General features: G+C 57.1%; 25 protein-coding genes and 1 pseudogene. 17 read left to right on the forward strand and 9 right to left on the reverse strand.

From position 1 onward, the window contains the following. Window positions 1-8: 8 nt before the first annotated feature. Genes QTO30_RS17000 through QTO30_RS17010 form a run of 3 tightly spaced genes read right to left on the reverse strand, consistent with a single transcriptional unit; the run spans window position 9 to window position 1,845 of the window. Window positions 9-1,178 carry a MalY/PatB family protein gene (locus QTO30_RS17000; RefSeq protein WP_340425247.1) on the reverse strand — a complete coding sequence of 390 codons (1,170 nt, stop codon included), beginning with the start codon at window positions 1,176-1,178 and terminating at the stop codon, window positions 9-11. A 56-nt stretch (window positions 1,179-1,234) separates the two neighbouring features. After that, on the reverse strand, window positions 1,235-1,441 hold the full coding sequence (locus QTO30_RS17005; protein ID WP_340425248.1) for a helix-turn-helix transcriptional regulator: 207 nt from the start codon (window positions 1,439-1,441) through the stop codon (window positions 1,235-1,237). After that, on the reverse strand, window positions 1,438-1,845 hold the full coding sequence (locus QTO30_RS17010) for a hypothetical protein (RefSeq protein ID WP_340425249.1): 408 nt from the start codon (window positions 1,843-1,845) through the stop codon (window positions 1,438-1,440). The genes QTO30_RS17005 and QTO30_RS17010 overlap by 4 nt, the downstream gene beginning before the upstream one ends. 115 nt (window positions 1,846-1,960) lie before the next feature. Here QTO30_RS17010 and def (QTO30_RS17015) point away from each other — a divergent pair, with 115 nt between their 5' ends. The 12 genes from def (QTO30_RS17015) to QTO30_RS17070 all read left to right on the forward strand — a co-directional run bounded on the left by def (QTO30_RS17015) (window position 1,961) and on the right by QTO30_RS17070 (window position 12,722). Then, the gene (def, locus tag QTO30_RS17015) at window positions 1,961-2,482 is read left to right on the forward strand and encodes a peptide deformylase (RefSeq protein ID WP_340425250.1); all 522 of its coding nucleotides are present in this window, start codon (window positions 1,961-1,963) and stop codon (window positions 2,480-2,482) included. A gap of 3 nt (window positions 2,483-2,485) precedes the next feature. Next, on the forward strand, window positions 2,486-2,947 hold the full coding sequence (def, locus tag QTO30_RS17020) for a peptide deformylase (RefSeq protein ID WP_340425251.1): 462 nt from the start codon (window positions 2,486-2,488) through the stop codon (window positions 2,945-2,947). After that, a complete protein-coding gene (def, locus tag QTO30_RS17025) occupies window positions 2,944-3,444 on the forward strand; it encodes a peptide deformylase (protein ID WP_340425252.1) in 501 nt (166 codons plus the stop codon). The genes def (QTO30_RS17020) and def (QTO30_RS17025) overlap by 4 nt, the downstream gene beginning before the upstream one ends. A 50-nt stretch (window positions 3,445-3,494) precedes the next feature. Then, window positions 3,495-4,394 carry a methionyl-tRNA formyltransferase gene (gene fmt, locus QTO30_RS17030; protein ID WP_340425253.1) on the forward strand — a complete coding sequence of 300 codons (900 nt, stop codon included), beginning with the start codon at window positions 3,495-3,497 and terminating at the stop codon, window positions 4,392-4,394. Between the two features lie 123 nt (window positions 4,395-4,517). After that, the gene (locus QTO30_RS17035) at window positions 4,518-5,312 is read left to right on the forward strand and encodes a L,D-transpeptidase (protein ID WP_340425254.1); all 795 of its coding nucleotides are present in this window, start codon (window positions 4,518-4,520) and stop codon (window positions 5,310-5,312) included. Between the two features lie 129 nt (window positions 5,313-5,441). After that, window positions 5,442-6,521 (forward strand): hypothetical protein, encoded by a 1,080-nt coding sequence (locus tag QTO30_RS17040; RefSeq protein WP_340425255.1) that lies wholly within the window; start codon window positions 5,442-5,444, stop codon window positions 6,519-6,521. 328 nt (window positions 6,522-6,849) lie between these two features. Next, window positions 6,850-7,971 (forward strand): hypothetical protein, encoded by a 1,122-nt coding sequence (locus QTO30_RS17045; RefSeq protein WP_340425256.1) that lies wholly within the window; start codon window positions 6,850-6,852, stop codon window positions 7,969-7,971. Between the two features lie 121 nt (window positions 7,972-8,092). After that, window positions 8,093-10,039, forward strand: coding sequence for an AAA family ATPase (locus QTO30_RS17050; protein WP_340425257.1), 1,947 nt, complete (start codon window positions 8,093-8,095; stop codon window positions 10,037-10,039). 40 nt (window positions 10,040-10,079) lie between these two features. Next, window positions 10,080-10,382 carry a hypothetical protein gene (locus QTO30_RS17055; protein ID WP_340425258.1) on the forward strand — a complete coding sequence of 101 codons (303 nt, stop codon included), beginning with the start codon at window positions 10,080-10,082 and terminating at the stop codon, window positions 10,380-10,382. Window position 10,383: 1 nt separating this feature from the next. Next, on the forward strand, window positions 10,384-11,736 hold the full coding sequence (locus QTO30_RS17060) for a DUF6638 family protein (RefSeq protein WP_340425259.1): 1,353 nt from the start codon (window positions 10,384-10,386) through the stop codon (window positions 11,734-11,736). Beyond that, window positions 11,736-12,011 (forward strand): hypothetical protein, encoded by a 276-nt coding sequence (locus tag QTO30_RS17065; RefSeq protein WP_340425260.1) that lies wholly within the window; start codon window positions 11,736-11,738, stop codon window positions 12,009-12,011. Before QTO30_RS17060 ends, QTO30_RS17065 begins: the two co-directional genes overlap by 1 nt. 12 nt (window positions 12,012-12,023) lie before the next feature. After that, window positions 12,024-12,722: a DUF1523 family protein gene (locus tag QTO30_RS17070; RefSeq protein ID WP_340425261.1), complete on the forward strand. Its 699-nt coding sequence runs from the start codon at window positions 12,024-12,026 to the stop codon at window positions 12,720-12,722. A 15-nt stretch (window positions 12,723-12,737) separates the two neighbouring features. Here the strand turns inward: QTO30_RS17070 and QTO30_RS17075 are convergent, their stop codons facing one another. The 4 genes and pseudogenes from QTO30_RS17075 to QTO30_RS17090 form a co-directional block, all read right to left on the reverse strand. Then, window positions 12,738-15,056, reverse strand: a complete 2,319-nt coding sequence (locus QTO30_RS17075; RefSeq protein WP_340425262.1) for an aldehyde dehydrogenase family protein — start codon at window positions 15,054-15,056, stop codon at window positions 12,738-12,740. Between the two features lie 3 nt (window positions 15,057-15,059). Continuing rightward, a pseudogene (gene deoC, locus QTO30_RS17080) lies at window positions 15,060-16,056 on the reverse strand (deoxyribose-phosphate aldolase). A 75-nt stretch (window positions 16,057-16,131) separates the two neighbouring features. Further along, complete coding sequence (locus QTO30_RS17085; protein WP_340425263.1) at window positions 16,132-16,359, reverse strand: helix-turn-helix transcriptional regulator; 228 nt, start codon at window positions 16,357-16,359, stop codon at window positions 16,132-16,134. A 23-nt stretch (window positions 16,360-16,382) separates the two neighbouring features. Next, entirely contained in the window at window positions 16,383-16,964 is a 582-nt protein-coding gene (locus QTO30_RS17090; RefSeq protein ID WP_340425264.1) for a cupin domain-containing protein, read from the reverse strand. A 214-nt stretch (window positions 16,965-17,178) separates the two neighbouring features. Here QTO30_RS17090 and rpe point away from each other — a divergent pair, with 214 nt between their 5' ends. From rpe to QTO30_RS17115, 5 genes are all read left to right on the forward strand, one after another. Then, complete coding sequence (gene rpe, locus QTO30_RS17095) at window positions 17,179-17,862, forward strand: ribulose-phosphate 3-epimerase (protein ID WP_340425265.1); 684 nt, start codon at window positions 17,179-17,181, stop codon at window positions 17,860-17,862. A gap of 89 nt (window positions 17,863-17,951) precedes the next feature. Further along, window positions 17,952-18,611: a hypothetical protein gene (locus QTO30_RS17100; RefSeq protein WP_340425266.1), complete on the forward strand. Its 660-nt coding sequence runs from the start codon at window positions 17,952-17,954 to the stop codon at window positions 18,609-18,611. An 8-nt stretch (window positions 18,612-18,619) separates the two neighbouring features. Then, window positions 18,620-19,387 (forward strand): DUF4153 domain-containing protein, encoded by a 768-nt coding sequence (locus QTO30_RS17105; RefSeq protein WP_340425961.1) that lies wholly within the window; start codon window positions 18,620-18,622, stop codon window positions 19,385-19,387. After that, window positions 19,384-20,064: a response regulator transcription factor gene (locus QTO30_RS17110; RefSeq protein WP_340425267.1), complete on the forward strand. Its 681-nt coding sequence runs from the start codon at window positions 19,384-19,386 to the stop codon at window positions 20,062-20,064. The genes QTO30_RS17105 and QTO30_RS17110 overlap by 4 nt, the downstream gene beginning before the upstream one ends. Continuing rightward, window positions 20,049-20,975 carry an ATP-binding protein gene (locus tag QTO30_RS17115; RefSeq protein WP_340425268.1) on the forward strand — a complete coding sequence of 309 codons (927 nt, stop codon included), beginning with the start codon at window positions 20,049-20,051 and terminating at the stop codon, window positions 20,973-20,975. Before QTO30_RS17110 ends, QTO30_RS17115 begins: the two co-directional genes overlap by 16 nt. A gap of 65 nt (window positions 20,976-21,040) precedes the next feature. On the opposite strand, the gene bhcD is transcribed toward QTO30_RS17115, so the two are convergent. Both bhcD and bhcC read right to left on the reverse strand, forming a co-directional pair. Continuing rightward, complete coding sequence (gene bhcD / locus QTO30_RS17120) at window positions 21,041-22,006, reverse strand: iminosuccinate reductase BhcD (RefSeq protein WP_340425269.1); 966 nt, start codon at window positions 22,004-22,006, stop codon at window positions 21,041-21,043. Between the two features lie 83 nt (window positions 22,007-22,089). Next, window positions 22,090-23,253: a 3-hydroxy-D-aspartate aldolase BhcC gene (gene bhcC / locus QTO30_RS17125; protein ID WP_340425270.1), complete on the reverse strand. Its 1,164-nt coding sequence runs from the start codon at window positions 23,251-23,253 to the stop codon at window positions 22,090-22,092. Window positions 23,254-23,263: the final 10 nt, after the last annotated feature.

The following is a 23,263-nucleotide window of genomic DNA, read 5'->3' on the forward strand; positions in this document are numbered from 1 at the left end:
TTATATTGCTATTGCAAGTCTGCGAAGGCGTGCTGCATGCGGCGGACGGCATCTTCGATCTGTGACCTGGGCGCGGCAAGGTTGAACCGCAGGAAGCTGTTGCCGCCTTTGCCGAAGGTCGGCCCGTGGTTTGCAGCGATTTTGGCTTTGTCCTGGACGCGTGCGGTAAATTCTTCGCGTGACATCCCGGTATTGGCGAAATCGACCCAGGCAAGGTAGGTGGCTTCAAGGTTCATCGAAGCGAGGCCCGGAATGGCGTTGATACCTGTATCAAAAACCTTGCGGTTTTGGTCAAGGTAGTCGCGCAACGCATCCACCCATGCGGCCCCTTCCGGCGAATAGGCGGCTGTTGCCATGAATAGGCCGAAACTGTTGGCTGAAAGTCCCAACGCCGCCATGCGTTTGGCAAAACGCGCGCGCAGGTCGGGGTCTTCGATGATGACATTGCCCGAGTGGCTGCCTGCGATGTTGAAGGTCTTGGTTGTTGCCGTCATCATCACTAGCCGGTCGGCGATGCCGTCGATATGCGCCATTGGGATGTGGGTCTGGCCGGGCATAGTCAGATCATGGTGGATTTCATCTGAAACAAGAATGAGTTCATGGCGTTTGGCAAAGGCGGCAACGGCCTGCAATTCGGCCTTGCTCCAGACGCGCCCGCCGGGGTTATGGGGCGAACAGAGGATGAGCATACGTTCATTGCCTGTCATCTGCGCGTCATATGCAGTGAAATCCATTTCATAGCGGCCATTGTTGTTGACCAATTCACATTCAACGACCTGCCTGTCGGAGGCGTGAATGACACGGGCGAAGGCATGGTAGACCGGGGTGAAAAGTACGACGCCATCACCGGGATTCGTAAAGGCATCGACGCACATAGCGGTGCCGTTTACCAGGCCATGTGTGGTGAAAATCCATGCCGGATCAATCACCCAGTTATGGCGCGTCTCCATCCACCACTGAATCGCTGCCTTGTATTTGCTGTCATCGCCGAAATAGCCGTAGACGCCGTGATCGACCATGCGCTGCACGGCTTTCTGGATGCAGGGCGCGGCTGCGAATTCCATATCCGCGACCCACATTGAAATCCCGTCATCGGGGCTGACACCATACAGCGCCTCCATGCTGTCCCATTTGACGCAGTGGGTGTTCCGGCGATCTGGGGTGTGGTCGAATGTCATGGCGTGCTCCTGTCTTCGCCGCGCCAAGCTACGCGGGAGACTGCGGAGTGCAAGCGCTATTCTGGCAGTTCAAACAGATCATGCACGCTGCAATCCAACTCATCCGCAAGTGTCAATGCCAGTGTCGTTGACGGGGTGAAGACGCCATTCTCGATTGTATTGATCGTCTTGCGCGAGACGCCGACCAAATCGGCCAGTTCGGCCTGTGTCAGTTTGGCCTGCGCGCGGTGCGCGCGCAGGTGAACAATCAGTTTGGTTGTCATTCGGCGCGACCGCGTATCACCGAGACAACATAATGCGCAGGTGGTACCGCCCCCAGCACGGGACCCAGCCAGTAAAATGCCATCGCCGGGTCCATCCGTCCTGTGAGGCTGAGTGCCAGAAATACGAGGAAAACCCAGAGCACCGCCCAAAACCCGAAGATCAAACTGTCGCGATGTGCGACTGTATTCTGTTCGTCCCATGCGGCATCCGCTGCATCAGGATATCGAAGCTGGAGGACGAAGGATAAGGCGGCGTAGCCTATTGCGATGGTGCCAATGATACCGGCCCAGACAAGACCCGATGGTCCGATGGACAGAAACGCAGCGGTCAATGCGGCCAGCGTTGTGATGACAAGGGCCACACTTCCAAAAAGGCGGGCGCGGCTGATCGGGTTTGCAGACATGACTGCTCCTTCTTTTTAAGTAACCTTTGGGTTACATAGTGATCGCGTTTTGTAACGTCAAGGTTACATTTTCGCTGAGTTTGCATTTCGTCTGTTTGCGGCCTAAATCACCGGTATGGCTTTGCGAAATATTCTTATTCATCCTGATCCCCGTCTCAAGAAAGTGGCGACGCCTGTGGCGTCTGTAAACGACGACCTGCGTCGTCTTGCCGATGATATGCTTGAGACAATGTACGATGCGCCCGGCATCGGGCTGGCCGCGCCGCAGATCGCGGTGATGAGCCGGATGCTGGTCATGGATTGCGCCAAGGAAGATGACGCGACGCCCGAACCGATGGTATTGATTAATCCCGAAGTGGTTTGGACATCGGAAGAACAAAACGTCTATGAAGAAGGCTGCCTGTCAATTCCCGAACAATACGCCGAAGTGGAGCGCCCGTCCGAGGTGGAAGTCACGTGGACCGATCTTGATGGTCGGGCCCGGCGCGAACGCTTTGACGGGCTGTGGGCGACCTGCGTGCAGCACGAGATTGACCATTTGGATGGCAGGCTGTTCATCGACTACCTGAAGCCGCTCAAGCGCCAGATGATCACGCGTAAGATGCAAAAACTGAAACGCGAAATGGCGCGGAGCTGAGCTTTGGCGGTTCTTGCGCTCCGCTTTGAGGGTGACCCAGTCTTATTGGAAATGGCTCCGGTGGTGGAACGGTTCGATGAGGGCCTCGCCAAACTGATCCGCGACATGTTTGAAACGATGTACGCCGCACCGGGTCGCGGCTTGGCGGCACCGCAAGTCGGCGTTAGCCGCCGCGTGTTTGTGGTGGATACGGAGTGGAAAGACGCAGACCCTGCGCCGATGATCTTTATAAATCCGCAGATATTGAATCATTCGGAAGAAAAGTTGACTGGGACAGAGGCGTGTCTTTCCATTCCCGACAAAAGCTATGCGGTCAGCCGTCCCTCTTGGGTTGTGATGACGTGGCAGGATTTGGATGGCAATCAGCATGAGGGCCGTTTTGAAGGCGTTCAGGCTATTTGCATCTGTCACGAGCTTGACCATCTGAACGGCCTTTTGATTTCGCAGACGGGAACCCTGCAATGACCCACCGGCCCTTTGTCATGTGGCCGCATCCGGCATTGCGCACCCCTGCGACCCCAGTTGATGCGATTACCGATGAGGTGCGTGCGATCTGGGATGAGATGATCATGGCAATGGACCGGATGCCGGGTGTTGGGCTGGCCGCGCCGCAGTTGGGCCTTAGCATGGCTTTGGCTGTTGTTGATGCCTCGCAAGAGCGGGGTCAGGCGATCCGCATGGCGAACCCATCGGTGTTGCACAGCAGTGTTGAGCCGCGCGTGCATGAAGAAGGGTCCCCCAATTTGCCAGGCGTCTGGGCCAAAGTGACCCGCCCGCGGGCTGTCACCGTGCGTTTTCTGAATGTGGATGGGCAGTGGGACCGGCAGGACTTTGTTGGCTTGTGGGCAACGTCGGTGCAGCATCAGATTGATCATCTTGCCGGTAAGATGTTCTTTGACCATCTGACACGTGTGAAGCGGGACATGTTGATTAAGAAATCGGCCAAGGCGCGGCGTAGTTGATGTTGGGATGCTTCCGGCGGAAATTTGGTTGGAAATAGAAAGTCTGGGCGATGCGAATAGTCTTTATGGGGACACCTGATTTTCCGGTGCCAGTACTTGAGGCCCTTGTTGACGCAGGTCATGAGATCGCTGCCGTTTACTGTCAGCCGCCGCGACCCGCCGGACGTGGTAAGAAGGATCGGCCATCGCCAGTGCAGCTACGCGCAGAGGCATTGGGGTTGGAGGTGCGCTATCCTGCGTCTTTAAAGGGAGACGCGGAGCAGGCCGCGTTCGCAGCGTTAGAGGCTGATGTCGCGGTTGTGGTCGCTTATGGTCTGATCCTACCGCAGGCGATTTTGGATGCACCGAGGGCGGGATGCTTGAACATTCATGCGTCTCTTTTGCCGCGTTGGCGCGGGGCGGCCCCTATTCACCGTGCGATTATGGCAGGCGATGCGGAGACGGGTGTGTGCATCATGCAGATGGAGGCTGGTCTGGATACCGGACCGGTTCTGTTGCGCGAAGCTACTGCAATTGGATCGGAAGAAACCACTGGCAGCCTGCATGACAGGCTCTCGCAAATGGGTGCTGCGCTGGTTGTGACAGCGCTGGCGGCGTTGCCAAATCTGACGCCCGAGGCGCAGCCCGAGGAAGGCGTGACCTATGCTTCAAAGATCGACAAGGCTGAGGCGCGTGTGGATTGGTCTGCGCCAGCGCTGGAGGTTAGCCAGCTAATCCGCGGTCTGTCACCTTTTCCCGGCGCATGGTGTGACGTGGCTGGCGAGCGTGTCAAACTACTGGGCGCGCGTGTTGTGGATGGTCAGGGCCAGCCGGGGCAGGTTTTGTCAGGGTTCACCATTGCCTGTGGTGATGGTGCCGTCAAAGTGACGCGGGCGCAGCGCGCGGGCAAGAAGGCGATGTCGGCGGATGACGTGCTTAAAGGGCTTACACTTGGGGTGTCGATCGGGTAACGCGCGGTTGCATTGACCCGATTGTCACGATTTGATCAACATTTGCGAAAACCCGCTTGGGGGCCATTTTGTCCTGCCCGTTCACGGTGTTATGAGGGGATTCGGAATTTCTAGGGTGCATTTATGCCGTCTGTCACAAATCTAAGCCGCCGTTCTTTTGCCGCCATGGCGCTGGCCAGTACCGCTGCCGCTTGCGCGCCGCGTGTGCCTGCCACGGAGATTGAACCGCCTGCGCCCGTTTCGTTTGTCGAAGGCTATGGCCCCATCGAAGATGCGGGATACATCCTGCCCGGTATTCCGTCTGAGTACCTGCAGGGCGTAAACCGCCGTAGGTCCGGGATCTACAATGGCGAAGCAGACCCCAACACGCTGGATGTCGATCCTTACGCCAAGTTTCTGTACCACGTCCGTGAGGATGGCACGACAACGCGCTATCCTGTTGGGGTGGGGCGCGCGGGCCGGTCGATCCGTGGAACGACGACGATGAAGTTTATGCGCCAATGGCCCGGTTGGACGCCGACGCAGAACATGCTGCGCACCGAGCCAGAGGTTTATGGCCCGTTCCGTGCGGGTATCCCCGGCGGTTTGCGCAGCCCCTTGGGCGCGCGCGCACTCTATCTGTTCCGGGGGAGCCGCGATACCCACTACCGCATTCACGGTACCAACGATTTGGAGTCGATCGGGAATTCTGGCTCGGCGGGCTGCATCCGCATGTTCAATCAGGATGTGATCCACCTGTATAATCAGATTGAAGCGCCAATGAAGGTGGTGATCCGGTCGCCCGAGGAGTCCATGCGTGTTGATCCCGAGAACTTTGACCGTGGCATTGAACTGCCGCCCAAAATCATCTCTGCCGAAGAGTTGCTGGGTGAAGAAGCGATCGCAAATGACCGCCCGCCACAGTTTGACGACGCATAAACCCTTTTCTTTATGATGATTGGCGTTCAGACTTGCGCTTGAGATGGCCGGTCCTGCCGCGCCGATTATTGAAAATTGCGACAGCAGTGCTTACGTATCTGTTATCAAAGAAAAAATGAGGGATAGTATATGGCGAATTTCGAGACGCAGATTAAGGACAGCCAGGCACAGGTGGCCGAGGCACAAAGCAAGATTTCAGAGCTGACCAGCCGGATTGAGATTGCACGGACAAAAATGGCAGAAGGCACTGATATCTCTGTCGATATCGAGAACGCCAGTCTTGAGGACGTGCATGCCCATACCGAGCTGATGAACGCCAATATTGCTGAATTGATCATGGGTCTTGATGACGTCACATCCGCCTTTTCCAAAGATTTTGACGAAATGCGGTCGAAGACCGGGATGGAAAGCTTCATCGGCATCTTCAGCAAAGGTAAGGCCGACAGCATGCGGCAGGAACGCATGCGCACGGCATCGATTGATGACAAGCTGCAGGATCTGATCAGTAAGTCCGATGTGATCATGCAGTTGTTGGAAGGTCAGTTGACGGTGCTCAACGAGCAAAAGGTCAGCGTAGAAAGGAACCTTGGTGGCACGCTGGAAGAGCGTGAAGCGACCGTGGGTGAGTTGGAAGCCTTGCGGGCCGATATCCTTGGGATGGACCCGAAGATTATCGAGCTTGAGAACAAGATTTCGGTTGAACAGGACGCCGCGGCTCGCACCAAGCTGGAAACCGAATTAGCTGCCCTGAATGGCCAGTACAACGAGATGGTCCAGAACGAACAGGTCCAGCTGGCCAAGAGCCAGACGCTTGAGCGCTACATTGAAAAGGGCAAGACCTGGATCGACAGTTTGCAGAACCAGGCGGCCACGCAGATGGTGCTGATCAACAAATTGCAGACGGACACCAAGCAGCGCGTCGTGCTGTATGATGCTTTGTCAAAGTCGTTGAAGACAGCGCAACAGCAGGACGTGGCCCACCAGATCAACGAGATTGGCGTGAAGACGGACCAGGAAGCACAGTCTGCCATGGCCGCAATTGGCTCGGCCACGAACGCGCGGATGGCCGACATGCTGGAAGCGCATGAAGATCATATGGTCTTTGCCCGCGAGGTGCTGGAGGCCAAAGCGAAGGCGGACGAGCGCTTTGTGCGCCGGTTCCAGGAGATCGTGAAGAAGCATGACAGCAATCAGTATGGGGCTGAGTAACGCTTGCAACTGCCGCAATTTTTAGTTCCGGACCCAACGCGTCGGTCGGGTAAAGCATTGCGTGTTTACGCAGCGTTCGTTTTCGTTCTGTTGACTGTTTGTTTGACGGTCGAGCTCTATAGCGATGGTGTAATGTCGGGCGCGCGGCTGACGTCTAGCGGTCCGCAAATCGCGATAAGTCTCGTGACAGATTGCGATAGCTGTACGAGATTGTGGGTGCCCGCAAGCTGGCCGCAGTTTATCTGGGAATTGGCAAAGTATCTCGTTTTTGTACCAGTCGGAGCGTCATTTGCTCTGCTTGCGTACTGGCACGCGTGGGAAGTTAGAAATGCCAGAAACTAACCTCCAAGCCGATCACATGAAACTGGAAGATACTCGCGTCACCCGCCGGTATTTTGATAAGTTCGCGCGGATCACGGGCTATCTGACCAAGGTTGCTGCCACGATGGAGGCGGAGGGCCGCTTTGATCGCAAAGAGATCGAGGTCATGGCGCGTTATCTGGTGGGTCTCAACTGGACCTTCACAGCGCTGGCGCACAAGTACCATTTTGCGGGGCGCTTTACGCACTCCGGCAAGCTGACCTTTGACCGACGCGAGAGTGGCTTTCCTGTCTATCAGGAGCTGCTGGAGATGGCGAATGATGCCCAGCAGGCGGACCGGCATCTGGAGTCCCAACCGGGTGTGGGCGATCTGAAAGACCAGATGGTGCGGGTTATTCTGAGCGATCAGGAGATACCGACGAAGCTGCAATATGCGTTGTCGCAGCGGCTTTACTATGAAGAGCTGTCGCGCGGGGATCAGTTCTGGGCGCGCAATGATCCCCAGTGTTTGTGGTTGGGGAATGAAGGCGACCGACGCCGGTTCTTGGTGCACTGGGCCGTTTACGACAGCCAGGTGAACCTGCCCACGATCTACCTGATGGAGTTGGAGGATACCGGGCGCACCGGGTTGCCAAAGGATGAGCATCGCTGGCCTGAGGCACAGGCGCATCTCATGGCACAGTCGCTGGCGCATCTGAAGCTTCTGACCATTGCGAAGGGGTTTGATGAGGATTTTAAGGACCTGCATCCGACCCGCATGCGCCGGTTTCATATCGGCCCGATGTATAGCAACGCATTTACCCGTCAGGCGGGGCCATTGCGCGATGTCTTGAGGGATGCGAATGCGCCGGCGGGCGAAGATTGGGCCTTGGTGTGGACGGAAGAAGAACTCGTGTCGGAGCGGGTAGAGAACATCAAATCGGGTTGGTTTGGATCGGTGGAGCGGCAAATCTTTGCGCTTGATCCCTTCGAAGGTGGGGGAGCCGAGACCGGCGCGAGCCGGATGGAGCGGTCTTTGATTATGCCCGAGCGCCCTTATCAGGCTTTGGCCGAGCGCAATCCCGCGGGTTTTCGCGATGTGCGTAAATTCGTGGTCAGCGATAGCGGGCGGGTGTTGAGTTACAGGTAGGGTGGGTCAAGACCCACCTTACGGACGGCGCTGCCAGAGACCCTGTGGCAGATGTTGGGTTTTTTGAGGGAACAGATGCCTCCGGCGGAGGTGTTTGGGAACATGAGAAGAAGGAAGTGGCATGAGCCAGTCAAGCGACCAAATGGAACTGCGGGAAGAAGACATCCGTAAACACTATATTCCTGCGGCTGAGATGCTGATGCGTCTGGATCACAGCCCGCGTTTGGCGACTGCACGGTTGTCACTTGAGGCACCAGAGAAGTCACCGGATGTGGCCGCCACTCGCCGTCGTTTTCGCTCGACCACGCCAGGGCTGTTATCGCGTACATCGGCGCCCTCTGGTGGGGTGCGCTTGTTGGACCGGATTGCGGAAACGGATAATGATGATCCGTTGACATCGCCCGCCCAGGCATCCGTTGCCCATGCTTTGCGGCGCGCATTGTCGATTGCTTTGACTGTCGCCGATCAGTTTTCGGATCAGACTGCGCTGACCGAACTGAAGCGTATCAATCTGGAGGGGCGTTTGCCGCAGGATCGCTCGGTTGAGTTTACCGAATATCTGACGGCCGAGTCGCTGGTGGCGCTCTACACTTTTGCGAATGCCACGTCGTTTTTGTTGGCCACGCAGGCAGGCGAACAGAGCGTGGATGTGGGTAGTGTCGATGAAGTTTTGACCGACAATGCACCGTTGGCGCTGCATGGCGCGATTTGGGAGCTGGATCAGAAGCTGGGTCAATTTGCCAAAGATGAGCCGACGTTGATTGCCACGATGCTTGCCTATTCGGAACAGTTGATGGAAAAAGTCACGTTACGTGCATCGACTGCTGGGCGCTTGGCGTCGTTCAATGCCGCGTCCTGGCGGGTTGAGGCCGATGACTTTGTGGTGCAGGGCTTTACGCCTGCGCGCAAGGCCAAGGGTTCGACGCTCACGATGACCTTCAAGAAGCCGAATGAGGTCGTTGGCAACCACATTGCCAAGTATCAGGCGATGAAGCTCAGCAAGATGCTGATGGCTTATGACTTTGACCGCAAGCTGAACCCCTTTGCCGAATTGGGCGGGTTTATCTTTACCTTCATGGGGGATGGTGCACCGGGGACGGGTAAGACGACGCTGATTCAGATGATGGCCGGGCTGGTGAATGAGTATTGCCAGACGGCGGGCTATCCGTTCCGCTATCAGAATCTGAGCACCGATAACATTGACAGCTATCAGGGTAAGTCGGGCCAGAACGCGAAGGCGTTTATCAACAATGTGCTTGATCCCGGTGTGATCGGCTTTGGCACGATTGATGATATTGACCAGTTGGCTGGTAAGCGGGGGGACCGCCAATCATCGGCGGGCCAGTTGGAGATTACGGCTGTGCTGATGGAAAGCTTTGCCGGGGCCAACACCGTCGTGCGCGGGAATTGTACCTTTGGGATGTTCTCGAACTACCCTGAGAATGTGGACGATGCGCTGCGCCAGCGGGCTGGTGCGCGCTTCCTTGTGGATGGGCCGCAGACGCGCGAAGACTACATCGACATTCTGTACCTCTTGATGGGCAAGAACCACGACATTCCCGTGGGTGCGCATGAGGTGTTCAGCGCCCAAGAGATCAAGAAGGCAGTTGCCGCAAGTTTCGAAAGCCATGCGCGCCCGCATGAAGAAGGCTTGCAACGGGTATTTGAGCGAGTGCACGGCCAGATTGGTGATCTGGACACAATTGCGAAGCTGGGCACCTATTTGAAGGGCATTCAGGAGGCGGATGCGCGCTTTACCGGCCGTGCAATCAAGAACATTACCGATGCGGTGAAGGTTCGGGCGATGGATTTCGAGCTGCCCGATGAGTGGATGGAGGAACCCGATCTGTTCTTGTTCAAGGACTATGATACGAAGAAGGGCATGATCTCGGAACTGCGCCAACCGATCACAGTTGAGATGGTAATCCAGGAAATCAACCGCTACGCCGACAGTGAATTCCGTTATGCGGATAAGTCAGATGAGGTGGCGATTGAGAACATGGTGCGTGACTTTGGCCGACAGGAGATTGCCAAGAAACGGTATCTGGAGGGGAAGGCTGGTTCGTGAGCGCGCTCTTTTCAGACGCATTGTTTCTGCTTAGGCGCTTGTGCTTGGGTTTCTTGCCTTTGTGGTCCCGCGCACCTTGGCCCGGACGTTGCCGGAAGGGGTCAAGCCCCTGATGCTGAATGCCTTCCTATCGACCATTCTGCTATTCGTCTTGTCTGCGCTGTTCTTCTTTTGCCTGTACCTCTGGCAAGGGGTGAATGCTGCTGAGATTGCGAAATCTGGCCTGACCGCAAACGTCTTGTTCTTTGGTAGGCTGGGGTTGATTGCGGCCCTGATCTGGGCGCCAATCATGATACTGTCCGTGGCGGGCTTGCCGCGCAAATGGGTGAGGGAGACGTGGTAGAATGCACCGATTGATCGAAAAGGGCCTTATGTTCGGGAACCTGATCCGGGTGGATTCTCCTGTTTTGGTAGAGCGATACAATCGTGCGCTAAAGCACCTTATGGGGCGCGAAACATCACTGGATGTGTTCCATATTGATATCTCCGGATACTCACCAGAGATTGGTGATGAGTTCGAAGATGCCCTCTATCTGAATCACAAAGGCGTCAACCGGCAGTTTATTCTGCTAACGACGGAACAGGCGACGGCCCCGCTTTTGAATGCAAAATTCTCGACCTCGCGTGGTATCCTGCGGCAGTTTATCGAAGAAAACCGGTCGGAGTTGTTCGCGCTGACAGCCCGCGACGCGGTTGCGGGGGAATTGGTGAATTCGGTCTTTCTGGCGGATACCCCGGCCAAACTGTTTGATATCCGCAAGATCGCGATCGAGGCGGACACGACCAGCGGAACGGTCGCCGAAGCCGCCAAGCTGGGCGAAATGATCGACCGCTTTAAGACAGAGCCGGGCGGCTGGTACGATGATGTCTTGATTGCTGACATGATCGGGATGGCCAAGCGAACGGGGGATGTGGTGCGCAACCCGGTTGCGTTGCGGCAGATGTCCTTTGGGCAAGAGAATTTTTGGACGGATCATTTTGGCGGCATGTATCTGTTTCGCGGGGTCGCGCATCCGGCGGCCATTGTCGCCAAGAAGAAAGAAGGCTTTGACGACCTGCCGATCCCTTTCGTTTTTGATTTTGAGGACCGTTCTGCGATTGCCAAGTTTTTGACGCTGAATGACCTGGTGGAACCGATCATGGAGGCACGCGGCGTCGATTCTGCGGCCATCCTGCATCAGAAGATGGATTTCATCGTGGCCTCCGTCGCCGCAGAGATGCAAGAGGACCTTGCAGGTGCCACGCGTCGCGATCTGCGCCGGTTGGGCCGCCAGTATGCAGACCGGTTGCCAGAGGCTTGGCAGGGGTTGGCAGCACTATTGCGGTGGGCCGAAGAGGATGGTCCGTGGCCGACGATTACGTCAGAACACCCCGCCTATTTCTATACATTGCGGGCCAAGGCGCATGTCGATGCGGACCTTGTGAATATGCTGTTGGCAGAGCTGACCCCACTGGATATCCGCCAACTTTTCATCTGCCATAAAGAGGTATTCTACCGCACCTATGCGGGCTGGCCGGATGAAAAGCGCGCTTATGTCGTTGATTTTCTTGACCGGGAGTACCAAGTCGATAAGGCTGGGACGCGCGAGGCGCTCTTTGGTCATGAGGCCCCGATGACGGAGATGCCGCGGGTCCGGCAGCCTGATCTGATATCGCGCGTGGGACCGTGGGGTGCGGTCGCAAGAGGGAGACGCTGATGGGTTTTATCAAACTTGTGATCTTTGGCTTTATTGGGCTGACCGTCATCTATTTTTCGGTTTCCATCTATTCGCGGTCCGTGCGCAAGGAACGGCTGGAAGATGAATTTGATGCCAATCACCCTGACGGCGGTGCGCCCGGCGCACGCGATGCCTTTGTATCCGAAGGGTTGCAAACCTATGATAGCTCGATCCGGCCGAAACTCATTGGACTGGTCTATGTGGTCCCGACTGTCGTACTCGGGACGATCGTCTATATGATTAACGCCAACTGAAGGACGGACAATATGCGTAGGATCAAAATCACTTTTCGTGTTCTTGTCTTTTTGGTGGTCGGCAGTCTGCTGCACTACGCGCTGCCGCAGCATGATGTTGTCCGGGTGGTGAATACCTATCAGGAACGGCAGGACCTGAATGACTGGACACGCATCTTCTGGGCGCGTCCTGATGATCAGTCGGCGACACTGGTCAATCGCGATGTGCAGTTCATTCAGACCGTCAAAAAGCGCACTTGGCTTTTGGGTTTTGTCCCGCGCGACACTACCGAAGTGATGGTGTACCGTAATGAAGATACCGGTTGGGGATGGCCATTCTATTTCAAGTTTGACACTGCAAATCTGCAAACAGAGGCCGATGACCTAGTGTCAACAGCCGAAGCCCCGAAATGGGCGGTTGTGACCCATTATGGCTGGCGCAATGAGTATGTCTCTGCCTTTCCCAACGCGATTGCGATCCGCCCGGTCGAAGGGCCAAACGTCACGATCATTCCGTGGTTCAACATCTTCTTCTTCATCTTCATGATGGCAGCGATCTTGTTTATTCGCGCCATGTGGCGGCAGTTCCGGGAGCGTTCTGTTGATCCGCTGTTGGATGCAGCAGGCCATCAGATTGATGAGGTGCAGGCAGACGTTGCTGAGCGCAAAGGGCGCCTATCCCGCTGGCTCGGCACATGGCGCGACAAAAACAAGAACCGACCTATCGACTGATCGTTTCATGGGGGCTTATTCGCCGTATGGGATCCAGATATTTTTGACTTCCGTACTCGCGGCGAGGTAATCCGCTGTTGATGGCATCATTGCGGTACCGTTGTTCACCCATGTGCGTTTGAGATTGCCTGCACTGCCTTTTTCGATCTCCGCGCTGAGGTCTGTGCTGGAGAAGGACCAGACTGCATCAATGTCGAGATGTTTGGCAAGCGTCGGGGCAAGCTCTGCGTGGCTGCCGGTGAGGATGTTTACGACGCCTGCGGGTATATCGGACGTTTCGAGCACTTGATAGAAATCGGTCGCCGCCAACGGGAAGGGTTCGCTTGCCGTCAGGATCACGCGGTTACCCATGGCGATGGCGGGGGCCATGGCGTTGATCAGCCCGGCAAGGGGGGCCACATCGTCGCAGAGAATGCCGATGTTGCCGACCGGTTCTTTCATTGCCAGTGCCACGCCCCGGATGGGGACGCCGTGCGCCTGCCCATCGTATTTGTCGGCCCAAGCGGCATAGGTAAAGAGCGTACGGATCGCGGTTTCGACCTCATCTGTGCCGCTGCGCCCGCCGGTCAACTGGTTGATGCGCGTGGCGAATTCATCGGCGCGGGCTGACAGGTTTTCGGCGATGTAGTAGAGGATCTGTGCGCGCAAGTGGCCTGTGGTTTTTGACCAGCCCTTAGCCGCATTGCAGGCCTCGACCGCGTTGCGGATGTCTTTGCGGTTGGCAACTGATGCATGGCCCAGTAGTTTGCCTCGCGGACTGTAAACCGGATTGGAATACCCGCCGTCGGGCCGTGCTTGTTTGCCACCAATGTAGAGTTTCGCTGTGCGGTCCAGTGGGTCGGCAGGATGGCCGTCCTCGGTCGTGAATGCTTCGCTTCTCTTCAGCGGTTTGGTCGTGCCTTTGGGTTTGGTGTAGCCCGCCAGCCCCTCCCAGCCGCCTTCGCGCCCAAAGCCGCTTTCGCGCACGCCACCAAAACCGGCAGCGGCGTCCATCATGTTGGTGCCATTGACCCAAACGATGCCAGCGGCAAGTTTCGGTGCGATATCAAGAGCGAGGTTGATATTCTCCGACCAGACGGATGCCGCCAGCCCGTAACGGGTGTTGTTGGCGATTTCGACGGCCTCAACCGGGGTGCGGAAGGTTGTCGCGGCCAGAACCGGACCAAAGATCTCTTCCTGCATCAGCGTCGATGCTGGCGACAGGCCAGTAATGAGCGTTGGCGGATAAAAACAGCCCTCTGGTGCGCTGGTCTGATAGGTTTCGCCTTCGGTGTTCGCGCCTACCATTTTGGTGATCAGGTCCAATTGGACAGGGTCTACGATAGCACCCACATCGATGCATTTGTCAAGCGGGTCACCGATCCGCAACCCATCCATGCGCGCCTTGAGTTTGGTGTAGAACCGATCAGCGATACCTTCTTGCACCAACAAGCGTGATCCAGCGCAGCAAACCTGGCCTTGGTTGAACCAGATAGCGTCAACCAAACCTTCGACGGCGCTATCAAGGTCTGCATCTTCAAAGACAATGTAGGGGGATTTGCCGCCAAGCTCCAAAGACAGAGCTTTGCCGGACCCGGCAGTGGCTTCGCGAATTTTGCGGCCCACTTCGGTGGAGCCGGTAAAGGCGATCTTGTCGACGGCGGCATTTACCAACGCGGCACCTGTTTCACCGTCGCCCGTAACGATGTTCACGACACCTGGCGGCACACCCGCCTCGGTGCAAATCTCGGCAAAGATCATCGCGGTGAGTGAGGTGTATTCCGCCGGTTTCAGCACAACGGTGTTGCCCATTGCCAAGGCGGGGGCGATTTTCCACGCTAGCATCAGCAGGGGGAAGTTCCATGGGATGATCTGGCCGCAGACGCCCAATGCCTCGCGTTCGGGCAGTTCGGCCTTCATCAGCTGAGCAAAGCCAGCATGGTGATAGAAATGCCGAATGGCGAGGGGCACGTCGATATCTCGGCTTTCCCGGATCGGTTTACCGTTATCCAGCGTCTCCATCACCGCCAGAAGGCGGCTGTGTTTTTGCATCAGTCGCGCGATGGCATAGAGGACGCGGGCGCGTTTGTGGCCTGATTTGGCCCACGCGGGCTGTGCTTTGCGTGCGGCGGTGACGGCGGCGTCGATTTCTTCGGCGGTACCTTTGGTCACCCCGGCGAGTTTTTCTCCTGTTGCAGGATTGTTTGATGCGAAGTCATCGCGGATCGGACCCCATTTGCCATTGATGTAATGGCCCGCGATGCCGCCCCGATCCGCCAGCCATTTCAGCGCCTCCGCGCTGCTTTCCGGGGCCGGGCCATAATCCATGGTGTCGAAGATTTCTTTAATGGTCATGGGTTATCCAATCGCGTGCCGCCACGACGCCGAATAGGCCCCGGTGACGTGATGTTCGAGTTGCCGCTCGATGTCGCCCAGCAGGCTGGAAGCACCAAAGCGGAAAAGGTCAGGTTGTAGCCAGCGGTCACCAAGTTCGTCTTTGATCATGCTCAGATAGACCAAGGCATCTTTGGCTTTGCTGATCCCGCTTAGCGGGTTTGTAGCCGACTTTCACGCCAGTCCGGTCCTCGTAATCGCGGATCGCACGGATCATGGTGAGGGTAACAGGGAGCGTGGCGTTGACAGGCTCTTTGCCGGTTGAGGTTTTGATGAAGTCGGCCCCGGCCATCATGCAGACTAATGACGCACGCGCCACGTTGCGCAGCGTACCGAGCTCGCCGGTGGCGAGGATGGCTTTGACATGAGCATCGCCACAGGCGGCGCGCATTTCTTTCATTTCATCATAAAGCGCCTGCCAGTTGCCAGTCAGCACATGGCGGCGGCTGATTACGATGTCGATCTCTGCAGCGCCCGCCGCGACGCTTTCGCCGATTTCAGCGATGCGCAGGTGAAACGGGGAGAGACCCGCCGGGAAGCCGGTCGAGACCGCGGCGACCGGAATATTCGTCCCTTGTAGGGCGTCAACGGCCGTAGGCACCATGTCGTGATAGACACAGATGGCACCGGTGGTCAGGCCTTCCATGCCAAGCGCTTCGAGGATGGGTTTTGCAACGGGTTGCCGCGCTTTGGCGCAGAGACGGCGCACGCGGCCTTCGCTGTCGTCGCCGGACAATGTGGTCAGGTCCATCAAGCTGATTGCCTTGCAGAGCCATGCGGCCTGATAATCTTTCTTCACACTACGCCGCCCCGGCAGTGTCTTTGCCCGCCGTTCTATGGCCGACGTATTCGCCTGCACCGCCATGACCCAATCAAGGTCCAGCGGCATGCCTTCGTTGCGAGGTAAATGGACTTGCGGCAGCTGTGTGGCTGTCAAAGTTGGGGATTGCGTCGTCTGCAAGGTGGCCTCCTGCGGTGCCGGATGAGGGTGGCACTTTGCGGCACTCTTGGCAAGTTTTGACCATCCGGTCAAATACTATGTGGGTTGGACAACCTGCCGTTGGAACTTTTGCCGATATTGCAGCGGGGTGATCCCATGCGCTTCGCGAAAGAGTTTGTGAAAATGCGACATGTTGGGAATGCCACAATTAGCAGCGATCTCGCTGATTGCTTCGCTGTCGGTGGTCAGCGCGCGTGCTGCGTGCTGCATGCGGATGTTGTTGACGTAGTCCGAGGGCGTCTGCCCCAAATGCTTGCGCATCATACGACTGACATGAGGGTGCGCCTTTAAGCAATCGCGACCAACCCGGCAGAGCCGTCGCGGAAGACTTCAGGCGATTTGGCGGCGGTGCAGGCATTGGTCAGCCAACGGGGTGTATCGTCGGCAAATGCCTCTGCCGTCAGTTCGGCGCAAAGCGGCAGTAGAAAGGCCTCGGCGGCCAGCGTATCGCAGGCGCTGTTTTCCAATTGGACTGCAGCATGGTTGAGTGCGGCCAACTGCCGGATATCGCGGTGGGTTTGCACCGGGCTGCCTTTGGACCAGAACAGATGTCCCTTCACGCTGGGGTGCCGTTTGGCGAGGGCTTTTATCGTGTCCGGATGGATGCAGAGTGAGACGACCAACGCGTGCTCCCCACGACCTTGAAGCGCATGCAAATGGCCAGGGCGCAGGAAGACGACGTCACCTTCGCTGAGGGTTGCCGTGTTCTCAGGCAGGTGATGCCGGACACGTCCATTCTGCACCCAGAACAGCTCGTAAAAGTCGTGATCGTGCAAGGCGCGCGGCCGCGTCGGCGCCAGCGTCGCGCGAGTCAGGCGGATTTGCGTGCCTTCGGTTAGAATTTCTGCGTGGTGGAGTGTCTGTGTCATAAAATCAAAATAACACAGTCATTGCTGCGGTGCAGCACGAAAATTAGCGGAGCCTTGATTAGGCAGTGTTTCATGGCGATTTCTTGCCGCATGTCACGGTAGGCCGGATCGGCACCGAGTTTTCATCCCGCCGCTTTCGAATCGCAACAGATTGGCGTGACAATCCGCCCATCGCAAGTTATGGCCTCATCAAACGAACCAAATGAGGTGTCTCATGGCTTTTGACCGCTCCATCAAGATCGCCCCGTCTATCCTATCCGCCGATTTCGCGAACTTCGGTGCGGAATGCGAGGCTATTGAAGCGCAGGGTGCTGATTGGGTGCATGTTGATGTCATGGACGGGCATTTCGTACCCAATATCACCTTCGGTCCGGCAACCTGTGCAGCCATTCGCCCTCACATCAAGGGCGTGATGGACGTTCACCTGATGATTGCGCCTGTTGATCCATACATCGAAGGCTTTGCCAATGCTGGCGCTGATATCATCACCGCCCATGTCGAGGCCGGACCGCATATTCACCGCACGTTGCAAGCGATCCGTGGGGCGGGGGCGAAAGCCGGTGTGGCCCTGAACCCGGGTACGCCTGCCGCTGCCGTTGAGATGCTGCTCGATCTGGTTGATCTGGTCTGTGTAATGACAGTGAATCCCGGCTTTGGCGGCCAGAAGTTCATTCACAGTCAGGTCGAGAAGGTGCGCGCATTGCGCGCGATGATCGGCGACCGTCCCATCCATATTGAGATTGACGGCGGTGTTGACCCAACAACCGCGCCTTTGGTTGCGGCGGCGGGGGCTGACGTGCTTGTCGCGGGCTCTGCGGTGTTCCGTGGCGGGTCTGTGAGTGATCCAGCGCCCTATGGCGAGAACATCCGCGCCATTCGGGCTGCCGCTGCCGGGTAAGCCCGTCTGCACAAAACCTGCACATTTGCCTAAGTGTCTTTGCACGGGGCGTCCCTAGACCTTTCTGAAAAGAGCAGAAAGGGACAGATATGGTTGTGCGAGGTGTGCCGCATCGGATTGCGAAAGATGCGTGGTGGTTAGATGATGCTGATCCACCGCAGGGCGTGCGGGCTGGGCCGGTCTTCGTCGCCGCGATACTCTTGGCGGATGTCCTGATCTGGGGTTTTCGGCCGGGTGCGGGCCTCGCTGTCTGGATGATGTTGTTGGGTGGGGCGGTCGCCCTGACCGTTGCAAGACGGCTGGTTCTTGATCGTGCTTTAAAATCCTTCACCGTGCTTATCTTGGCCGTGCTGCCAATGGCCGAAGTGGTCCAGTTCGGCACAGTGATGATAGCCTTGTTGGGGCTGTTTGTTTTTGGAGTGATGATCACAAGCGACCGTTGGGATGGCGCGATCCCTTGGCGTGCCGTTGCGCGCATCCCGGGTTATGGTTTGGTCCAGACAGTCCGTGATGCCCTTGCAATGCGCATTGCTGTCCCGTCAAAAGGCAGCTTTCGCGGTCTTCTATTTGATTGGGCTCTGCCAGTTGGATTTGGGGGCATTTTCCTTGTATTGTTCGCCGCGGCAAATCCGCTTGTTGACCAGTGGCTGCTTGTCTTTGCCGACATAGACCCCAGCTTTCTTCCGCGAATTGAACGGGTGTTCTTCTGGGGGGCTTGGCCATTGTGGTCTGGCCGCTGTTGCGGCTGACAACGATGATGCCCGCCTTGAGCCGCAGCAAACCGCGCCGGATGCGGAGCTTGCGATCAGGTTTCTTGAACGAAAGGTCCGTTAGTCGTGCGCTGATCACATTCAACCTGATCTTCCTGATCCAGACCACGCTTGATCTTGGATATTTGTGGGGTGGTGTGGCGCTGCCAGACGGTATGACCTATGCCGCATACGCGCATCGCGGGGCCTATCCGCTGCTTGCCACGGCATTGCTTGCCGGTGTTTTTGCCTTGCTGGCGCAGCCGTATCTGGGCGCGGGACCTGCTGTGCGGCGGTTGCTCTATCTCTGGATCGCGCAAAACGTTGTATTGGTTATCTCGTCCATCCTGCGTCTTGATCTTTACATCGACGTTTATGGGCTGACCCGACTGCGCTTTGCCGCATTTGTCTGGATGATCTTAGTGGCGTTGGGATTGGTTCTGATGATCATGCAATTGGCTGGGCGTCAGACAGTTGGATGGTTTATGCAACGGGCCTTTGGCCTTGGGTTGCTGGCGATCTATATCTGCAATCTGGTCAGTATCGACGGATATATCGCACGCCATAACCTCGCCGATGACCGTGATAACGACTATTACCTTTGCCAACTCAGCGAGGGCGCAGCCCCCGCCATCCATGCCCATGAAGCGAAAACGGGCGTGGCGCTTTGCTATAGTTATCGCCCCTATCTGTCCCAGCGGAATGATTGGCGCGAATGGGGCTACCGAAACACGCGCTTGCACCGTAGTTTGGCCGCAATGGAGATCGAACAATGATTTTGGTGGCAGATGACGACGCGCAAATCCGCGATGTCGTGCGGATCGCACTGACCCAAGCGGGGCTTGGGGTCGCTGAGGCGGGTGACGGCCACACCGCGCTTGAAAAGGCCGAAAGCCTGCGCCCTGATCTGATCATCCTTGATATCGGGATGCCAGAGATGGACGGGTTGGAGGTCTGTCGGGCATTGCGCAAGACCTCTGAGGTGCCCATCCTGTTTTTGACGGCCCGTGCGGATGAGATTGACCGCGTCGTCGGGCTGGAACTTGGGGCGGATGACTATGTGTCCAAACCGTTTTCGCCGCGGGAATTGGTGGCCCGCGTGCGGGCTATCCTGAAACGCAGCCAGGGCGAGGTGGCAGCACGGGTTGTCATGCGCCGCGGTGTGATCAGCGTCGATCCGGCACGCCACCTTTGCCATGTGCATGATGCGGCAGTGCCGCTGACCTCACGCGAAATGGATTTGTTGGAGCGTTTGATCGCGCGCCCTGATCACGTGATGTCGCGCCCACAACTCGTGGATGCGATCTACGGTACCAACGTCAATGTCAGTGACAGGACCATGGACAGCCATCTGCGCAACCTGCGCAGTAAGCTGGACAAGGCCGGATGTGCCGACGCGATTGAAACCGTGCATGGTGTGGGGATCAGGATGGGCGCGTGCCGCGGCGCGTAATCCGCAAATGGCGTCCGCCTTTGGCGCTGGTGCTTGGCGGTACGCTGGCAACCGTGTTCTTTCTGCCGATTGTGGGGATTGGTTACTTTCGGGTGGCTGGTGGGGTTTTGGGCTGGGCGGAAACGACCTGGATGATCGGCTGGATGGCGTTTGTTGCGACCGTGATCCTCGGTGCGCTGCTATGGCGGCTGGTGCTTCGGCCTGTGCATGCTCTCACTGCATACGCTGAAAGCGAAGGTGCGACGGAAGCGCCAACACATTTCGGCACACCTGAATTCTCAAAACTGGGGCAGGCCGTGCTTGAGATGACTTCGGCTTTGCGTGGGCGTGAGACCGTTCTGCGATCTTACGCAGATCATGTGACACATGAGTTGAAGTCACCCTTGACCGTCATTCAGGGGGCGGCAGAATTGCTCGAGAACCCTGATCTGAGTGATGCGGATCGCGTGAAATTATTGCGTGGGATCACGGATAACACCCGCCGTATGGAAGCGCTGCTGGACGGGCAGCGTGCGCTGGCGCGGGCGCAAGAGGTTGTTCCGGCGGGTACCTGTCGTTTGTCAGAGGTGTTGGCGCATGTGGAGGGTGTTGCGCTAGGCGCTGACGGCGATATCCCACTGCCGCAGGATGTGATGGAGATAGTCGTCACCCATCTTGTCAGCAACGCGATGGCACATGGGGCCAACGAGGTGCGTTTTGATCTTCAAAATGCGCGACTCTTGGTTGAGGACAATGGTGTAAGCATCAGCGCCGGTAACAGAGACAGGGTTTTTGATCCCTTTTTCACCACGCGTCGTGAAGATGGCGGAACGGGTATGGGGTTGGCGATTGTCCGGCGTATGTTGCAGGCCCAAGGTGCTGATATCAGGTTGCTGAACAAACCAGGGGCAGCATTTGAGATCTTATTCTAAGTCGCAAGAACAAAAAAGCCTCCGCCCTTGAAGGGCAGAAGCTTTCCGTCGCCGGTGAGTGAGCTTTAGAAATCGACGATTGTTGCAATACCTTTTTCAACAGCCAAATCAACAACCGACGCTGCGACGGCAAGATCCTGCAAACCCACGCCAGTGCCATCAAAGAGCGTGATTTCGTCATCTGACGTCCGCCCCGGATGTGTGCCGTTGATTACCGCACCCAGTTCGTTCACGTCGCTTTCCGCGATCAGCCCTTCGGCAATGGCGTGCTGCGCTTCACCGATGCTGATAGATTGCGCAACCTCATCCGTGAAGACGGTCGTTTGGGCAAGCAAAGCCGCCTCGATTTCCTGCTTGCCTTTGGTGTCGGTCCCCATGCAAGCGATATGTGTGCCGGTGCCGATATGCCCTGCCATGATCGTTGGCGCAAAGGTTGAGGTGATCGAAATCACAACATCAGCTTCGACCATGCCCTCAAGCTCAACCGCTTCGAACGGGACGCCTGCTTCATCAGCGACCTTTTCAATGTTGGGCAGCATCTCGGGGTGGTAGTTCCAGCCGATCACTTTCTCAAAGTCGCGCTGCTCCAGTGCGGCCCGCAGTTGGAACGTCGCTTGATGGTAAGCGCCGACCATACCCATGACCTTCGCATCCTTGCGGGCCAAGTGTTTGATCGAAACCGATGACGCCGCAGCAGTCCGAAGCGCTGTGAGGAGGTTGCCGCCCACCATGGCCTTGACCATTCCGGTATCAGGATCGAACAGGAACACTGTCGACTGGTGGTTGATATGCCCGTGCTTTTCAAGGTTGTTGGGCCAATAGCCACCGGCCTTGAGGCCCAGTGCCATACCCGCCTTGTCAAAGCCGCCCTTGAAGCCATAGAGCGCATCCTCGTGGCCGATCGCCTCGCGGATCACAGGAAAGTTGTAAGCGCTGCCTTTGGACATCGAGGCAAATACATTCTCGACCGCAGTAAAGGCGTCGGCACGGTTCAGCAGCCCTGCCATCTCTTTTTCAGGAACGATAATCATGGGTATTCTTTCTTTGTCGGTCGCTCATCCAGCCCGTCCGGGCTGTCTTCGCGATGAGCGACCGTGAGGGAGGGATGAGCGCGTCAGTAAGCTTTGCCACGTGCAGAGACGGGCCACAGTGTCTCCACCTTGCCGTCACGCACGCCGACGTACCAATCATGCACATTGCACGTCGGGTCACAGTGACCCGGCACCAGCTTGAGCTTATCATTGACCTTCAGGACACCGTCGGGGTCTGCAACAACACCGTGCTCATCCGAACACTTGACGTATTCCACGTCCGTGCGGCCAAAGATGGTTGGCAAGCCACTGTCCACCGACTGCGCTTTCAGACCCGCATCAACGATGGCTTTATCTGCTTTGGCATGGCTCATGACGGACGTCAGAATGAACAAGGCGTTTTCCCACTCACCACGGTCAATGCGGTTGCCGTCCTTGTCGAGGATGCGGCCATAGTCCGCGTCCATGAAGGCATAAGATCCACATTGCAATTCGTTAAACACGCCAGAGGCGCTTTCAAAATAGTATGAACCTGTGCCCCCGCCGCCAACGATATCGCTTTCGATCCCTTCGGCTTTCAGCATCTCTAGGGTCTCGGCGACCTGATCAATTGCGATTTGGGTTTTGCCCTGACGATCTTCATATGAATCAAGGTGCTGCATCGCGCCCTGATAAGCCTGAATGCCTGCGTATTTGAGGCCATCTGCCGCGTCGATGGCTTTCGCCAGATCAACGACCGGCTGACCGTATTGCACACCGCAGCGGCCTGCGCCGACGTCGATTTCCACGAGGCATTCAATCTGGGTGCCGTGTTTCATCGCCGCCGCAGACAGATCAGCCACATTATCGATGTCGTCCACACAGCAGATCGCGCGGGCGCCCAGTTTTGGTAGACGGACCAGACGGTCAATCTTTTCTGGCTGGCGGACCTGGTTTGAAACCAGGACATCCTTGATGCCGCCACGGGCGAAGACTTCGGCCTCAGAGACCTTCTGACAGCAGACGCCGACAGACCCACCCAGCTTTTCCTGCAACAAGGCCACATCAACGGATTTGTGCATCTTGCCGTGTACGCGGTGGCGCATGCCATGCGATTTCGCAAAGTCGCCCATCTTTTTGATGTTCCGCTCCAGCGCGTCCAGATCCAGCACCAGGCAGGGTGTCTGGATGTCGGCCTCATCCATGCCGGGCAGGGCGGGGACGTCGTAGCCGACTTCGAGGTTTTTGAGGTTGCTCATATCGTTCATGGTTCTTCTC

The sequence above is a fragment of the Yoonia sp. GPGPB17 genome, assembly GCF_037892195.1.
In the GTDB taxonomy this organism is placed as follows: Bacteria; Pseudomonadota; Alphaproteobacteria; order Rhodobacterales; family Rhodobacteraceae; genus Yoonia.

What these genes read in the sequence shown, in the direction of transcription:
- def (WP_340425250.1), top strand. Translation starts at nt 1,961, where the DNA reads ATGGCTTTGCGAAATATTCTTATTCATCCTGATCCCCGTCTCAAGAAA.
- def (WP_340425252.1), top strand. Translation starts at nt 2,944, where the DNA reads ATGACCCACCGGCCCTTTGTCATGTGGCCGCATCCGGCATTGCGCACC.
- QTO30_RS17005 (WP_340425248.1), bottom strand. Translation starts at nt 1,441, where the DNA reads ATGACAACCAAACTGATTGTTCACCTGCGCGCGCACCGCGCGCAGGCC.
- QTO30_RS17110 (WP_340425267.1), top strand. Translation starts at nt 19,384, where the DNA reads ATGATTTTGGTGGCAGATGACGACGCGCAAATCCGCGATGTCGTGCGG.
- QTO30_RS17045 (WP_340425256.1), top strand. Translation starts at nt 6,850, where the DNA reads ATGCCAGAAACTAACCTCCAAGCCGATCACATGAAACTGGAAGATACT.
- QTO30_RS17100 (WP_340425266.1), top strand. Translation starts at nt 17,952, where the DNA reads ATGGTTGTGCGAGGTGTGCCGCATCGGATTGCGAAAGATGCGTGGTGG.
- QTO30_RS17065 (WP_340425260.1), top strand. Translation starts at nt 11,736, where the DNA reads ATGGGTTTTATCAAACTTGTGATCTTTGGCTTTATTGGGCTGACCGTC.
- fmt (WP_340425253.1), top strand. Translation starts at nt 3,495, where the DNA reads ATGCGAATAGTCTTTATGGGGACACCTGATTTTCCGGTGCCAGTACTT.
- QTO30_RS17040 (WP_340425255.1), top strand. Translation starts at nt 5,442, where the DNA reads ATGGCGAATTTCGAGACGCAGATTAAGGACAGCCAGGCACAGGTGGCC.
- QTO30_RS17010 (WP_340425249.1), bottom strand. Translation starts at nt 1,845, where the DNA reads ATGTCTGCAAACCCGATCAGCCGCGCCCGCCTTTTTGGAAGTGTGGCC.
- QTO30_RS17090 (WP_340425264.1), bottom strand. Translation starts at nt 16,964, where the DNA reads ATGACACAGACACTCCACCACGCAGAAATTCTAACCGAAGGCACGCAA.
- QTO30_RS17105 (WP_340425961.1), top strand. Translation starts at nt 18,620, where the DNA reads ATGCCCGCCTTGAGCCGCAGCAAACCGCGCCGGATGCGGAGCTTGCGA.
- QTO30_RS17085 (WP_340425263.1), bottom strand. Translation starts at nt 16,359, where the DNA reads ATGATGCGCAAGCATTTGGGGCAGACGCCCTCGGACTACGTCAACAAC.
- bhcC (WP_340425270.1), bottom strand. Translation starts at nt 23,253, where the DNA reads ATGAACGATATGAGCAACCTCAAAAACCTCGAAGTCGGCTACGACGTC.
- QTO30_RS17070 (WP_340425261.1), top strand. Translation starts at nt 12,024, where the DNA reads ATGCGTAGGATCAAAATCACTTTTCGTGTTCTTGTCTTTTTGGTGGTC.
- rpe (WP_340425265.1), top strand. Translation starts at nt 17,179, where the DNA reads ATGGCTTTTGACCGCTCCATCAAGATCGCCCCGTCTATCCTATCCGCC.
- QTO30_RS17060 (WP_340425259.1), top strand. Translation starts at nt 10,384, where the DNA reads ATGCACCGATTGATCGAAAAGGGCCTTATGTTCGGGAACCTGATCCGG.
- bhcD (WP_340425269.1), bottom strand. Translation starts at nt 22,006, where the DNA reads ATGATTATCGTTCCTGAAAAAGAGATGGCAGGGCTGCTGAACCGTGCC.
- QTO30_RS17050 (WP_340425257.1), top strand. Translation starts at nt 8,093, where the DNA reads ATGAGCCAGTCAAGCGACCAAATGGAACTGCGGGAAGAAGACATCCGT.
- QTO30_RS17035 (WP_340425254.1), top strand. Translation starts at nt 4,518, where the DNA reads ATGCCGTCTGTCACAAATCTAAGCCGCCGTTCTTTTGCCGCCATGGCG.
- QTO30_RS17000 (WP_340425247.1), bottom strand. Translation starts at nt 1,178, where the DNA reads ATGACATTCGACCACACCCCAGATCGCCGGAACACCCACTGCGTCAAA.
- QTO30_RS17075 (WP_340425262.1), bottom strand. Translation starts at nt 15,056, where the DNA reads ATGACCATTAAAGAAATCTTCGACACCATGGATTATGGCCCGGCCCCG.